Here is a 14,479-nt window from a genome sequence, read left to right as displayed (position 1 = left end):
GGATTATCTCTCTGATTGGATTGATGATCTGGTCGCTAACAATCTGGCTTGCCTATTCTTTCTCTGATGCCGTAATCACTTGGATTAGCAGTAGCGGGCCAGCTCTTGCCACGATTGGGAAATCGATGGTCAGTAGTGAGGCGAGTGCCGTGATCGGTATTTTCAAGCTTGATCAACTCGCTGGCTCTGGCGTTACTATTCTGCGCGGTTTGCTCGCACCGGCGCTTTGGATCATATGGGTGATTGGCGCAGCGATTATTCTCTTCATTCCGTCAGTTCTCGGGCGCATGGCCAAAATACGCAGTTCCATTCAGCATTGAACCTACTGCGGTTCGGTCGGATTACTGTACCGTTGCCGGTAAATATACTGGGTCGTGATCCACCAGATTGGTTTTCGGTCATCGAAAACTGGGTTATAGCCAAGCAGTTCAGATTGAGGGTGAAACGCAATGGAATTCTATCTTCCCGCCACGACCGGCGAATGGCTCGCATGGAGCGCGGCGGTCGTAACTGCCTTTGCCGGCATCGTTATGCTGTTCGCACCCGGCATCACCATGAAATTGATGCGGCTTCAGCCAATCAATGCGCGTCCGGAAGCATATAGCTCCATTCGTGCCGTACTGGCTGGTCCCTATCTGGGGATAGGGCTCGGCTGTCTTATTTTTGCACAGCCATTTTTGTGGGTCGTTCTTGGTAGCGTGTGGGGATTTGCGCTGTTCGGGCGCTTCATTTCGATGATGTCGGATAAGGGCGCAACTTTCTACAATATCATCGCTGCAGTCATTGAGTTTGCGCTCGCCGCCGGACCTTTGCTTTATGCTTTTGGCTTCGTCGGCTGAAGCCGGATTGCTGCGCTAAAGAGCACCTTGCTGTATTAGTGGACTGGGTTAGTACTTTTCTAACCTAAAATTGCGGCAAAACTTACACGAAAGTGCGGGATTCGCGTGTTGCGAGTCCGGTTCGTCTATGCTAGACGGCAATCACATTTCGGTGTTGTCGCGCTCGCGCGTCAGGGGTTCCCCGGAAACATTCAATAAAATCATCTGCTTGGGCCTTTGGGTCCTGCTGAACTCCCAAAAAGATGGTTTCAACGTAGAGAGCAGGTTGTTCGTGGCAGAAACGTCTTCGCTCATTTCAGGTGTCGCACAGCGCTACGCCGGATCGTTGTTTGAGCTCGCGCTCGATGCAAAATCCGTTGCTGCTGTGGAAAAAGATCTTGGCCGCTTCGAGGCGCTTCTGAGCGGAAGCGAAGACCTGAAGCGTCTGATTTCCAGCCCGGTCTTCAATGCTGAAGACCAGCTTCACGCCATTGGCGCGATTGCTGACAAGGCTGGCATCAAGGGTCTCGTCGGCAATTTCCTGCGCGTCGTGGCGTCTAACCGTCGCCTTTTTGCGCTGCCGGGCATTATCGCCGCTTTCCGTGAGATTGCAGCCGAACATCGCGGCGAAGTTTCCGCCGATGTTATTTCTGCGCATGCACTGACTGCCGCGCAGCAGAACGAATTGAAGGCAACGCTGAAGGGCGTAGCCGGCAAGGACGTGACGATCAATGTCGCCGTCGATCCGTCGATCCTCGGCGGTCTTATCGTCAAAATGGGTTCGCGTCAGATCGACACGTCCCTTCGCACTAAACTTTCTTCTCTCAAGCTTGCACTGAAAGAGGTCGGCTGATGGACATCCGCGCCGCGGAAATTTCCGCTATCCTGAAAGAGCAAATCAAGAACTTCGGCAAGGAGGCTGAGGTCTCCGAAGTCGGTCAGGTTCTGTCCGTCGGCGACGGTATCGCCCGCGTTTACGGTCTGGACAATGTTCAGGCTGGCGAAATGGTCGAATTCCCTGGTGGTATTCGCGGCATGGCGCTTAACCTCGAAACCGACAATGTCGGTGTGGTTATTTTCGGTGCCGACCGTGACATCAAGGAAGGCGACGTCGTCAAGCGTACCGGCGCGATCGTTGACGTTCCAGTCGGTCCAGGCCTGCTCGGCCGCGTTGTCGATGCTCTCGGCAATCCAATCGACGGTAAGGGCCCAATCGTTGCTACCGAGCGTCGCCGCGTCGACGTCAAGGCACCGGGCATTATTCCGCGTAAGTCGGTTCATGAGCCAATGTCGACCGGCCTCAAGGCTGTTGACGCTCTGATCCCTGTTGGTCGTGGTCAGCGCGAGCTGGTCATTGGTGACCGTCAGACCGGTAAGACTGCGATCATTCTTGATACCTTCCTTAACCAGAAGCCAATCCACGACAACGGCCCAGACAAAGAAAAGCTTTATTGCGTCTATGTCGCTATCGGCCAGAAGCGTTCGACTGTTGCTCAGTTCGTTAAGGTTCTCGAAGAACGCGGCGCTCTCGAATATTCCGTCGTGATCGCGGCTACCGCTTCCGATCCGGCTCCGATGCAGTACCTTGCACCATTCGCAGGCTGCGCTATCGGTGAATATTTCCGTGACAATGGCCAGCACGCTCTGATCGGCTATGACGATCTTTCCAAGCAGGCTGTTGCTTATCGTCAGATGTCGCTTCTGCTTCGTCGCCCTCCAGGTCGTGAAGCTTACCCAGGCGACGTTTTCTATCTGCACTCGCGTCTTCTCGAGCGCGCTGCAAAGCTCAACGACGAAAACGGTGCTGGTTCGCTGACGGCTCTGCCAGTCATCGAAACGCAGGGCAACGACGTTTCCGCGTTCATTCCGACCAACGTGATCTCGATCACCGACGGCCAGATCTTCCTCGAAACCAACCTGTTCTATCAGGGTATCCGTCCGGCTGTTAACGTTGGTCTGTCGGTTTCGCGCGTTGGTTCTTCGGCCCAGATCAAGGCCATGAAGCAGGTTGCTGGCTCGATTAAGGGTGAACTCGCCCAGTATCGTGAAATGGCAGCATTTGCTCAGTTCGGTTCGGATCTTGATGCTTCGACCCAGCGTCTGCTCAACCGCGGTGCACGCCTGACCGAACTTCTCAAGCAGCCACAGTTCTCGCCGCTCAAGACGGAAGAACAGGTTGCCGTGATCTTCGCTGGCGTGAATGGCTATCTCGATAAGATCGCCGTCAACCAGGTTGGCAAGTTCGAAGCAGGTCTTCTTTCTTCGCTGCGCACCGAGCACAAGGATGTTCTCGACGCGATCCGCGACGAAAAGGCACTCACCGACAACATCAAAGCAAAGCTCAAGGCAGCGGTCGACGCGTTCGCCAAGTCTTTTGCTTGAATTTTGTGACGGGATGAACGGATGCCTTCACTAAAGGATCTGAGAAACCGTATCGCCTCGGTCAAGGCGACGCAGAAAATCACCAAGGCGATGCAGATGGTCGCCGCGGCGAAGCTGCGCCGTGCCCAGGAAGCTGCGGAGGCCGCACGGCCTTACTCGCAGCGCATGGGCGCCGTTCTCGCTAACATCGCGCAGAACGTGAGCGGTGAAGATGCACCGGCTTTGATGGCTGGTACGGGTAAGGACGACGTGCATCTGCTCGTCGTCGCTACTGCAGAACGTGGCCTTTGCGGCGGTTTCAATTCGCAGATCGCGCGTTATGCGCGTGATCATGCCCGCAAGCTCCTCGCTGAAGGTAAGACGGTCAAGATTCTGACGATCGGCAAAAAAGGCGCAGATATTCTGCGTCGTGAATTTGCTCCGTTGATCATCGACCATGTCAATTTGCGTGAAGTCAAGCAGCTTGCTTTTGTGCATGCCGACCAGATCGGCCACAAGCTCATTGAGCTGTTTGAGCAGGGCGCATTTGATGTCTGCACACTGTTCTATTCCGAGTTCAAGTCGGTGATCGCACAGATTCCGACCGCCCAACAGATCATTCCGGCTTCGGCTGGAAATGTTGAGCAGGCGGATACTGCAGGCGATGCGATTTATGAGTACGAACCTGATCCTGCGGCGATCCTGAGCACGCTGATCCCACGCAACATTTCGGTCCAGATTTTCCGCGCTCTGCTGGAAAATGTGGCGGGCGAAATGGGCGCGAAGATGAGCGCAATGGACAATGCGACGCGTAACGCCGGTGACATGATCAACAAGTTGTCGATCACGTATAACCGTCAGCGTCAGGCTCAGATCACCAAGGAACTGATCGAAATCATTTCGGGCGCGGAAGCGCTCTAATCGGAAGGTAAAGGATCGATGGCAAAAGCAGCGACCCCGAAAACTACCGCCGCGGCCGAAGCGAAGCCAGCAGCGGCGAAAGCTCCAGCCAAAAAGGCTCCGGCGAAGACAGCCGCCGCTAAGTCCGACGCAGCTCCAAAGGCTGCAAAGACCGGCGCAGTAGGCAAGATCACTCAGGTCATCGGCGCTGTTGTCGACGTACAGTTCGAAGATGGTCAGCTTCCGCTGATCCTCAACGCTCTGGAAACTGACAACCTCGGCAGCCGTCTGGTTCTTGAAGTTGCTCAGCATCTTGGCGAAAACACCGTTCGTACAATTGCTATGGACTCGACCGAAGGTCTGGTTCGTGGTCACGAAGTACGCGACACGGGCAACCCGATCATGGTTCCGGTTGGCGAAGAAACGCTCGGCCGCATCATGAACGTTATTGGTGAGCCAGTTGACGAAGCCGGTCCGATCAAGACCACTGCTCGTCGCGCGATCCACCAGGAAGCTCCTGAGTACATCGAACAGTCGACCGAAGCTGAAATTCTCGTAACGGGCATCAAGGTTGTTGACCTTCTCGCTCCTTACGCAAAGGGTGGTAAGATTGGTCTGTTCGGCGGTGCGGGCGTTGGCAAGACCGTTCTCATCATGGAACTGATCAATAACGTTGCCAAGGCGCACGGCGGTTACTCGGTATTCGCAGGCGTTGGTGAACGTACCCGTGAAGGTAACGACCTTTACCACGAAATGATCGAATCGGGCGTTAACAAGCTCGGTGGCGGTGAAGGCTCCAAGGCCGCACTCGTTTATGGTCAGATGAACGAGCCTCCGGGTGCGCGTGCTCGCGTTGCTCTGTCGGGTCTGACGGTTGCGGAAAACTTCCGTGACAAGGGCCAGGACGTTCTGTTCTTCGTGGACAACATCTTCCGCTTCACGCAGGCTGGTTCGGAACTTTCGGCACTTCTGGGCCGTATTCCTTCCGCTGTGGGTTATCAGCCAACGCTGGCAACCGACATGGGCGCGATGCAGGAACGCATCACCACGACGACCAAGGGCTCGATTACTTCGGTTCAGGCAATTTACGTCCCTGCCGACGACTTGACCGACCCTGCACCAGCAACGTCGTTCGCTCACTTGGACGCGACCACTACGCTGAACCGTTCGATCGCTGAAAAGGGTATTTACCCTGCTGTGGATCCTCTGGAATCCACCTCGCGTATGCTCGATCCAATGATCGTTGGTGAAGAACACTACACTGTTGCCCGTCAGGTTCAGTCGATCCTGCAGCGCTACAAGTCGCTTCAGGACATCATCGCCATCCTCGGCATGGACGAACTGTCGGAAGAAGACAAGCTGACCGTTGCGCGCGCTCGTAAGATCGAACGCTTCCTGTCGCAGCCGTTCTTCGTGGCTGAAGTGTTCACCGGTTCGCCGGGCAAGCTCGTTGCGCTCGAAGACACCATCAAGGGCTTCAAGGGCCTTTGCGCAGGTGAATACGATCATCTTCCAGAACCAGCCTTCTACATGGTTGGCTCGATTGAAGAAGCGATCGAAAAGGCGAAGAAGCTGGCTGCTGAAGCTGCTTAATGAATTGAGTTTTCGGCGGGCGCTCTCAAGCCCGCCGAAAATGCCTGTTCATTTGTTTGAGTATGATCCTTTCCGGGTGCTGTTTTGCATTCGAGATCAAGCTCTAGAAATTTAAGTGAGAACCATGGCTCAAGCTTTCCAATTCGAACTCGTGTCGCCAGAACGCCTCCTGCTTTCGGCTGAGGTGACGGAAGTCGTCATTCCGGGCAGTGAAGGTTACCTGACGGCTCTCGCAGGTCATTCGCCGCTGATGACGACGATCATGCCGGGTGTCGTTTCGGTTAAGCTGAGCGACGGCAAGTCTGATGCTTACGTGGTGTTTGGTGGTTTCGCCGATATCACGCCGCAGGGCTGCACCATTTTGGCTGAATCCGCCACGCATGTTGATGACGTCGATCCGGCCGATATTCAGAAGCGTATTGAAATCGCTCGCCAGCATCTTGAAGATGCTTCGACGAACGAACATCGTACAAAGGCAGAGATTTTCTTGCACCAACTGATGACGCTGCAGGGAACGGTTCTGCCAGCCTGAAAAGGTTAGGCTTCGGCTTCCTATATAGAGAGTTTTAGAAAGCGGGCCCTGGCCCGCTTTTCTTTTTTTGCACTTTTATCAACGGGGATTTGCCGGTCGAACCGGCCTTGCGCTATGATTTGTACCATCACGCTTGCGTGAGTTCAGTATGATCGCTTGAAAACCGTGTGCTGGCAATTTATCTCATTAGTTAATTGTTAGGTTCCTAATATAAGGCTTTCATAATGAGCAGGGCAGATCTGAGCGCAGAGATGATCGACGCGATGGCGAAGGTCAATCGCAGGCTTCGCACATTGTTTGATGCCCGCGTCAAGGAACGGGGACTTACATTGGCGCGTGCGCGTACTCTGCTGACGCTGATCGAACAGGAAGGCCTTTATCAGAAAGAGCTGGCAGAAGTGCTTGAGATCGAAAACGCCACCATGGTTCGTTTGATCGATGGGTTGGAGCGTCAGGCTTTCGTAGAGCGGCGAGCGGTAGAGGGCGATCGTCGCGCAAAGCGCATTATGATGACCGATGAGGGTAAGCGGCTTGCAGAGGAAGTCGTGAAGCTTGCTGGCGATGTGCGTGCCGATTTGCTCGAAGGCATCAGTGACGAAGATCTGAGCATCGCGCTTAATGTTATGCGCAAGATGTCAGACTCCATGAATAAGACACTTTAGAACGTATTCTGAAAAGTATGGAACGGCTTTCGGAGTCAAACTATTCTTGGCTGTTTCAGGCCGAAGGGATCGCGGTTTCGTGAATTGCCGCCCAGACTTTGATCGACCTCTGCCATTTTTGGAACATGAGAGACCGCTTAATTTTCCCGATTAGAACGTGTTTCGATCCAATTGAATCAGATCGGCGTTCTAAATCTTTGATTCAACGCGCATCCCGAAAACCGTTTCACACTTTTCGGGATGCGCTCTAAAATTCATGGCGGAGCGTTGGAGATGCGTTACACGTCGCAAGCTGTATTGGGTCTTCTGGCCGTACTTTCAATCATCTCAGTTCAGACGATGGATATGGGACACGGTACCCGGCATTTATATGCAAATGCGATCAATGACATAAACACAGACGATGGTCTTATTTTCGATACAAGAGCAACGACGGCGGCTGGTGTTAAGGCCTTGGCACATGCGCGTAGTGCGTTGAGTGCGGTCTGATTCAAGGTGCGAGCGTGCGAAGATAGGCCATCAATTCGCTGGCCGTGTCGCTGGCACGCTCCGGTTCACGAGATACGATAGCCTCTATCAATGTCGCATGGGCATTGGCGGAGCCGGTTATACCGGTTGATGGTCGCAGTCTGAACCAGAATCTGCGGCTATGCGTTTGCAGGGGAGCTGCAAGACGCGCGGCGTAAGGATTGCTGGCAGCTGTGCCAAGCACGATATCGAATGCTTTATCCGCATCCAGAAAAAGGGACACATCTTCTGACGGTATGGCCTGACGCATGGCGTCTGCAGCAGCCTTCAGTCGCTCGTAATCGCGGGCGCTGCCAAAACGTGCGGCATCGCGCGCCAGCACCCGCTCAACACCTTCGCGCGCATCCAGAACTTTGGTGAAATCTGCGGGATCAATCTGTGCGATTGCAATGCCAGAACGCGGACGAACCTCTACCAGTCCTTCCCAGGCCAGGCGCTGGATTGCTTCGCGTATGGGCGTTCGGCCCATTCCAGTCAATTCGATCAGGGAACGTTCGTTGACGACGGCACCGGGTTCCAGTTCAAGCGTCACAATCGAGCGCTCCAGAACGCGATAGGCTTGCTCAGCGAGGCTTTCGCTGCCCCAGCTCTCAATAAGAGTTGCGCTGCTTTTTGCTGCCTTGTCGCGGACGCTCGCATGTTCCATGCAGATATAAGCCTTATAATGATAGCAATTGACAGGTTCGAACCTTACAGATATATCTGTGATATATCAATGAAAGATGCTGCGCCGCGCAAAATAACAAGAATACCGGTATTGAGCGATTCTCATCGATAACGAGCTTTTAGCATGGTGTCATTCCAAAAAATGGATGGACAGAATCAGTGCAACTGACATGAAAATAGATCAGAGTTGTAAACTGGGACGAATATTAGCAGACTGGTCGGGAGCCGTGCATTCATGAGTTCTGATACAAAGGGGCAGCACGACATCGTCATCATTGGTGGTGGGATCGTCGGTGTTGCCACCGCCGCATTGCTCGCCGAACGAGGTCGCGAGGTTCTTGTGATCGACCGCAGCGGCATTTGCGAAGAAACAAGTTCCGGCAATGCTGCGGCTCTCGCATTTTCCGATATTCTGCCGATGGCTTCGAAGGGCGTGATGCGCAAGGTTCCGGGGTGGTTGATGGACCCGCTCGGGCCTTTCACAATCCGCCCTTCCTACTTCCCGAAAATGATCCCGTGGCTTTACCGCTTCTGGCGCGCAAGCAGTTCGGAAGCGCTCGAAAAGACGACTGTCGCTCAGGGCAATATGATGCGCCTTGCCGAGAGTGAAATGCTGGGCCTGATTGACCGTGCGGGTTTACGTGACAGGCTTCGCGAAGATGGAAATCTTGAACTTTATGAAAGTGAAGCGGAACTTGCCGCATCACAATCTGGTTGGGATGCGCGCGAAAAGGCGGGCATTGCCTATGAACATGTGCGCGGCGAACGGCTTGCCGAGTTGCAGCCCGGTCTGAGCCCACGTTTCGTTGCCGGGACCTTCGTTCCCGGCTGGAAGAATGTCAGCGATCCGAAATTGTTCGGTCAGGCGATATGGGCATATGCAGAAAGTAAAGGTGCGCGTTTCCAGCAGGCGACGGTGGCAAGTGCAGAAAAGCTTGGCGGCGGTGCGGTTGTTCGACTTGACGATAACACGGAAATCAACGCCTCGCATCTTGTGGTTATGACGGGTGCCTGGTCGCGGAATTTAGCCCAGGGATTTGGCGATGCCGTTCCGCTTGATACGGAGCGTGGCTATAATACGACACTTCCAGTTGGCAGTTTCGATGTGACGCGTCAGCTGACTTTCCCCGGACATGGCTTTGTCATCACGCCGATGGCGACAGGTCTGCGCGTGGGCGGAGCGGTGGAATTTGGAGGCCTTCAATTGCCGCCAAATTTTGCGCGCTCAAGCGCGATGCTGAAAAAGGCCTCTATGTTCTTGCCGGGACTGAAGACTGAGGGCGGGCGGCAATGGATGGGTTATCGTCCTTCGCTACCCGATTCCATGCCAGTTATCGGTCGTGCATCTTCAGGTGGCAATATTTACTATGGCTTCGGCCATGGTCATCTTGGCCTCACACAATCAGCGGCGACAGGGCGGATTATCTGTGATCTCATCACCGGTTCTGCGCCGGCTGTCGATATCGAACCTTTCAAGCCACAACGTTTTCGGAACTGACCATCATGGCAAGACATTCTTTCTTCTGCGTCGACGGACATACATGCGGTAACCCAGTGCGTCTGGTGGCGGGCGGCGGGCCGAACCTTGACGGTTCCAACATGATGGAAAAGCGCGCACATTTCTTGCGCGATTATGATTGGATCCGCACCGGTCTCATGTTTGAGCCGCGCGGACATGACATGATGTCGGGCTCCATCCTTTACCCGCCGACGCGCCCGGATTGCGATGTGGCGGTGTTGTTCATTGAAACGTCGGGCTGCTTGCCGATGTGTGGACATGGGACCATAGGCACCGTGACCATGGCGATTGAACAAGGTCTTGTAACGCCCAAGACGCCGGGAAAGCTCAATCTGGATACACCTGCGGGTCTTGTATCCATTGAATACGAGCAGAACGGCCAATATGTGGATCGCGTGCGCCTCACCAATGTTCCCGCCTTCCTTTATGCGGAAGGATTGGAAGTGGAATGTCCCGATTTGGGCACACTCAGGGTTGATGTTGCCTATGGTGGAAACTTCTATGCAATTGTCGAACCGCAAGAAAATTACAAGGACATGCAAGATTATTCCGCGCTGCAACTCATTGCATGGAGTCCGGTGCTGCGTGAGCGTTTGAACGAGAAATATAATTTCCAGCATCCTGATCTGCCGGACATCAATCGTCTGACGCATATTCTCTGGACTGGAAAGCCGACGCATCCTGAAGCGCATGCGCGTAATGCGGTTTTTTATGGCGACAAAGCGATAGACCGTTCGCCTTGTGGAACAGGTACTTCGGCCCGAATGGCGCAGCTTGCGGCCAAAGGTAAGCTAAAACCAGGCGATGATTTCGTGCATGAATCCATCATCGGATCGCTGTTTCACGGTCGGGTGGAACGTGCTGTGGAGGTCGCTGGAGGCAAGGGAATCATCCCTTCCATTGCGGGTTGGGCACGCATGACAGGCTATAATACGATCTTCATTGATGACCGCGATCCGTTTGCGCACGGATTTACTGTTGCGTAAAACCGGTACGGTAGGCAAAAATAGGGGAAGCCCCCCTATTTTTTGTTTGTGACGCGTTGGGGAAATTGTGGAATAAGCGGCCTTTGATAGGAGAAAAAAATATATACAGGGCGCTTTTTAGAGGAGATAACTAGTTTGTGGAGGAGGGAAGTCATTAGTCTTTTGTCTGAGACAAAAGGGGCTTGCATTCCTTTATACAGCCGTTAGGTGTAATTATCCGGGAAAAAATGAAGTCGCACGAAATAATGATGCGGCAATAAAACCGGGTAGAGTAAAATGGGTGGCTTCTAGATGGAATATTTCTTCCAGCAGGTGATCAACGGGCTCGCGCTCGGATCGATTTATGGCCTGATCGCTATCGGCTATACGATGGTTTATGGCATTATCGGCATGATCAACTTTGCGCATGGCGATGTCTTTATGCTCGGCGCCTTTATGGCGCTGATTGTTTTTCTAATCATCACAACATTCATAGGAGCGCTGCCAATCGCGCTCATGCTGCTCCTTATGATGGTTGTTGCAATGCTTCTGACGGGGCTTTGGAGCTGGACGATTGAACGGGCGGCTTACCGGCCTCTGCGTGGATCGTTTCGCTTGGCACCACTGATTACAGCAATCGGTATGTCCATTGCATTGTCCAACTTCGTGCAGGTGACGCAGGGGCCGCGCAACAAGCCGGTGCCACAATTGCTTAATGGCTCTTACAGTCTCTTCGGAACCGAAGTGACGATCTCGCTCAAGCAGATTGTGGTCATTGTGGTGACGGCGGTGCTGCTGACGATTTTCTGGTATATCGTCAATCGTACGTCCCTTGGTCGTGCGCAGCGTGCCTGCGAGCAGGATCGTAAGATGGCGTCACTGCTCGGTATCAATGTCGACCGTGTGATCTCGCTCACTTTTGTTATGGGTGCGATGCTCGCAGCTGTTGCCGGTACACTTTATCTCTCCTTCTACGGCGTGATTTCGTTTGCTGACGGGTTCATCCCCGGCGTCAAGGCGTTTACGGCGGCAGTTCTGGGTGGGATTGGCTCGCTACCGGGTGCTGTTGTTGGCGGTTTGCTGATTGGTCTCATCGAGGCTTTGTGGTCGGCTTATTTCTCGATCGATTACAAGGATGTTGCCGCGTTCTCGATCCTTGCCATCGTACTCATCTTCATGCCGTCCGGCATTCTTGGCCGTCCTGAAGTCGAAAAGGTGTAATCATGGCCGTACAAACAGGTTCACGCCCGGATTCCCTTTTTGCCCGGGCCATTCGTGAAGGGTTCATTGCCGGTCTTCTGGCATTGGGACTTTTCATTCTGATCGTTGGTTTCAAGACCGACCAGAACATCAACAATGAGCTGGTGCTGCAACAGCGCTGGGGAGCGCTTGCGATCCTCGTCGCAATGGCCGCTTTCGGGCGTTTTGGCTTTATCGCCTTCTTGCAGCCCTGGCTTGAAGCACGCAAGTTTGCGAAGGCAAGCCGCCCGGCCGTCGCTGCCGAAAGCCCGTCTTTCTTTCGCAAACATTTTTCGCAAATAGGCGTTGTTTTTCTTTTCGTCTATCCGATCCTGATCGTCAGCATGCTTGGCTGGCAGGGTTCGCTGAAATGGGTCGACAATTTCGGCGTTCAGATCCTTATTTATGTGATGCTCGCATGGGGTCTCAATATCGTGGTTGGCCTCGCTGGCCTTCTCGATTTGGGCTATGTCGCCTTCTATGCCGTGGGTGCTTATTCCTACGCGCTTCTTTCGTCGTATTTCGGCTTGTCCTTCTGGATGCTGCTGCCGATTGCAGGTATTCTGGCAGCAACATGGGGCGTGATCCTCGGTTTCCCCGTCTTACGTCTGCGCGGAGATTATCTCGCCATCGTGACGTTGGCATTCGGTGAAATTATCCGACTTGTGCTGATAAACTGGACAGACCTTACCAAAGGAACGTTCGGGATTTCCGGCATTGCCAAGGCAACTTTCTTCGGTCTGCCGTTCAATGCCAGCAAGGATGGCTTTGCCGCCTATTTCGGTCTCGCCTTCTCTGCTGCTCACTACAAGTTCTTCCTCTATTACGTGATCCTCATTCTTGCGCTGATCACGGCTCTGGTCACGATCCGTCTTCGCCGCATGCCCGTCGGTCGTGCATGGGAAGCACTGCGTGAAGATGAAATCGCCTGCCGTTCACTCGGTATCAACACCACCACGACCAAGCTCACTGCCTTTGCGACGGGTGCTATGTTCGGTGGTTTTGCCGGTTCCTTTTTTGCGGCTCGTCAGGGCTTCGTAAGTCCTGAATCCTTTGTCTTCCTTGAATCCGCTGTTATTCTCGCCATCGTCGTTCTGGGTGGTATGGGATCGCTTGTCGGGATTGCCATTGCTGCGATCGCAATGATCGGCGGCACGGAAATCCTGCGCGAGATGGGCTTCCTGAAGGCTATCTTCGGTCCAAACTTCACGCCTGAACTCTACCGTATGCTGATCTTCGGTCTGGCCATGGTCGTGGTCATGGTCTGGAAGCCACGCGGTTTTGTCGGAAGCCGAGAACCAAGCGCGTTCCTCAATGAGAAGAAGATGGTGTCGGGTGCCTTTACCAAGGAAGGGCACGGCTGATGGCGGAGACAAAAATTATGGCTGGCAATGGTTCGAAAGACACCATTCTTACAGTTGAGCATCTGTCGATGCGCTTTGGCGGTCTCGTCGCGATCAATGATCTGAGCTTCGATGTGAAGCGCGGGGACATCACGGCGATCATCGGTCCGAACGGTGCGGGCAAGACGACAGTCTTCAACTGCATCACCGGCTTTTACAAGCCGACCGGCGGTATGCTGACGATGCACCGGAACACGGGCGAAAAATTCCTTCTGGAACGTCTGCCGGATTTCAAGATCACGCAGGATGCGCGCGTTGCGCGTACGTTCCAGAATATTCGCCTGTTCTCAGGTTTGACCGTTTTGGAAAACCTGCTTGTTGCGCAGCACAACACGCTGATGCGCTCGTCGGGATATACATTCCTCGGTCTTCTTGGCTTTCCAACCTACCGGAAGGCTGCAAAGGATGCGATTGAGAAGGCGCGATACTGGCTTGAGAAGATCAACCTTATCGAGCGTGCCGATGATCCGGCTGGCGATCTGCCTTACGGCGATCAACGACGTCTGGAAATCGCTCGTGCCATGTGCACCGGACCTGAAATTCTCTGCCTTGATGAGCCTGCGGCAGGCCTTAATCCACGTGAATCAGCAGAACTCAACAAGCTTCTGCTTGATATTCGCAAGGAAACAGGCACGTCGATCCTGCTGATCGAACACGATATGTCGGTGGTTATGGAGATCTCCGACCACGTCATCGTGCTCGAATACGGCACCAAGATTTCCGACGGCTCGCCTGAGAAAGTCAGGAACGATCCGCGCGTCATTGCCGCTTATCTCGGCGTGGATGATGACGAGATTGCTGATCTGATTGAAGAAGCGGATAAGCCCGGCATTGCTGATCCGGCGGATTTTATCGCAGTACAGCTTTCGGGAGGGGTAATCGAGGATGAAAAAGTCGAGGAGTCCCGACTTTTTGCTGGCGGACTTGCGGCGGCACGTGATGGAAAGCCTGACAATCTGACGCTCATCAAGGGCATTGGTGCGATCAACGAGAAAAAGCTCAACGAGCACGGCATTTACCATTTCGATCAGATTGCCGCCTGGGTTGAAGCCGACATCGTTCAGGCCGAAACCTATCTCGAATTTGACGGCCGTATTGCTCGTGAGGATTGGGTGGGACAAGCAAGCAAGCTTGCGTCAGGTCAGGCAACCGCGTTTTCATCGCGTGTTGAAGCTGGCGATGTTCCTTCAAGCCATAAGACTGCTCCCGCGAAGGCCGCCAGAGCCCCAAAGGGCACGAAGAGCACCAAAGCTCCGGCAAAGCCCAAGAAGGGAGGCGAATAATGACGGCTGA

General features: G+C 53.9%; 15 protein-coding genes. 14 read left to right on the top strand and 1 reads right to left on the bottom strand.

The window, feature by feature from the left end; genetic code table 11:
• Positions 1-125 precede the first annotated feature (125 nt).
• The 9 genes from CEV33_RS10360 (at position 126) to CEV33_RS10320 (ending at position 7,355) form a co-directional block, all read left to right on the top strand.
• Positions 126-320 carry a hypothetical protein gene (locus CEV33_RS10360; protein ID WP_094540411.1) on the top strand — a complete coding sequence of 65 codons (195 nt, stop codon included), beginning with the start codon at positions 126-128 and terminating at the stop codon, positions 318-320.
• Positions 321-449: 129 nt separating this feature from the next.
• Positions 450-839, top strand: coding sequence for an AGROH133_08824 family phage infection protein (locus CEV33_RS10355; RefSeq protein ID WP_094540410.1), 390 nt, complete (start codon positions 450-452; stop codon positions 837-839).
• Positions 840-1,110: 271 nt separating this feature from the next.
• The gene (locus CEV33_RS10350) at positions 1,111-1,671 is read left to right on the top strand and encodes a F0F1 ATP synthase subunit delta (protein WP_094540489.1); all 561 of its coding nucleotides are present in this window, start codon (positions 1,111-1,113) and stop codon (positions 1,669-1,671) included.
• Positions 1,671-3,200 carry a F0F1 ATP synthase subunit alpha gene (gene atpA, locus CEV33_RS10345; RefSeq protein ID WP_094540409.1) on the top strand — a complete coding sequence of 510 codons (1,530 nt, stop codon included), beginning with the start codon at positions 1,671-1,673 and terminating at the stop codon, positions 3,198-3,200. The genes CEV33_RS10350 and atpA overlap by 1 nt, the downstream gene beginning before the upstream one ends.
• A 21-nt stretch (positions 3,201-3,221) precedes the next feature.
• Positions 3,222-4,100, top strand: a complete 879-nt coding sequence (locus tag CEV33_RS10340) for a F0F1 ATP synthase subunit gamma (protein ID WP_094540408.1) — start codon at positions 3,222-3,224, stop codon at positions 4,098-4,100.
• An 18-nt stretch (positions 4,101-4,118) separates the two neighbouring features.
• The gene (gene atpD / locus CEV33_RS10335) at positions 4,119-5,672 is read left to right on the top strand and encodes a F0F1 ATP synthase subunit beta (protein WP_094540407.1); all 1,554 of its coding nucleotides are present in this window, start codon (positions 4,119-4,121) and stop codon (positions 5,670-5,672) included.
• Positions 5,673-5,796: 124 nt separating this feature from the next.
• Complete coding sequence (locus CEV33_RS10330) at positions 5,797-6,204, top strand: F0F1 ATP synthase subunit epsilon (RefSeq protein WP_094540406.1); 408 nt, start codon at positions 5,797-5,799, stop codon at positions 6,202-6,204.
• Between the two features lie 224 nt (positions 6,205-6,428).
• Positions 6,429-6,866, top strand: coding sequence for a MarR family winged helix-turn-helix transcriptional regulator (locus tag CEV33_RS10325; protein ID WP_094540405.1), 438 nt, complete (start codon positions 6,429-6,431; stop codon positions 6,864-6,866).
• Positions 6,867-7,139: 273 nt separating this feature from the next.
• Positions 7,140-7,355 (top strand): hypothetical protein, encoded by a 216-nt coding sequence (locus CEV33_RS10320; RefSeq protein WP_094540404.1) that lies wholly within the window; start codon positions 7,140-7,142, stop codon positions 7,353-7,355.
• A gap of 1 nt (position 7,356) precedes the next feature.
• Here CEV33_RS10320 and CEV33_RS10315 read toward each other — a convergent pair whose 3' ends face one another.
• Complete coding sequence (locus tag CEV33_RS10315; protein WP_094540403.1) at positions 7,357-8,040, bottom strand: GntR family transcriptional regulator; 684 nt, start codon at positions 8,038-8,040, stop codon at positions 7,357-7,359.
• 255 nt (positions 8,041-8,295) lie between these two features.
• Here CEV33_RS10315 and CEV33_RS10310 point away from each other — a divergent pair, with 255 nt between their 5' ends.
• The 5 genes from CEV33_RS10310 to CEV33_RS10290 all read left to right on the top strand — a co-directional run bounded on the left by CEV33_RS10310 (position 8,296) and on the right by CEV33_RS10290 (position 14,469).
• Entirely contained in the window at positions 8,296-9,558 is a 1,263-nt protein-coding gene (locus tag CEV33_RS10310) for an NAD(P)/FAD-dependent oxidoreductase (RefSeq protein WP_094540402.1), read from the top strand.
• Between the two features lie 5 nt (positions 9,559-9,563).
• Positions 9,564-10,565: a 4-hydroxyproline epimerase gene (locus tag CEV33_RS10305; protein ID WP_094540401.1), complete on the top strand. Its 1,002-nt coding sequence runs from the start codon at positions 9,564-9,566 to the stop codon at positions 10,563-10,565.
• Between the two features lie 291 nt (positions 10,566-10,856).
• Positions 10,857-11,765, top strand: a complete 909-nt coding sequence (locus CEV33_RS10300; RefSeq protein ID WP_094540400.1) for a branched-chain amino acid ABC transporter permease — start codon at positions 10,857-10,859, stop codon at positions 11,763-11,765.
• 2 nt (positions 11,766-11,767) lie between these two features.
• On the top strand, positions 11,768-13,147 hold the full coding sequence (livM, locus tag CEV33_RS10295; protein ID WP_094540399.1) for a high-affinity branched-chain amino acid ABC transporter permease LivM: 1,380 nt from the start codon (positions 11,768-11,770) through the stop codon (positions 13,145-13,147).
• A 17-nt stretch (positions 13,148-13,164) separates the two neighbouring features.
• The gene (locus CEV33_RS10290; RefSeq protein ID WP_094540488.1) at positions 13,165-14,469 is read left to right on the top strand and encodes an ATP-binding cassette domain-containing protein; all 1,305 of its coding nucleotides are present in this window, start codon (positions 13,165-13,167) and stop codon (positions 14,467-14,469) included.
• The last annotated feature ends 10 nt before the right edge of the window (positions 14,470-14,479 follow it).

Source organism: Brucella grignonensis (assembly GCF_002252505.1).
GTDB lineage: Bacteria > Pseudomonadota > Alphaproteobacteria > Rhizobiales > Rhizobiaceae > Brucella > Brucella grignonensis.
This window is presented reverse-complemented; position numbering and strand designations above follow the sequence as displayed.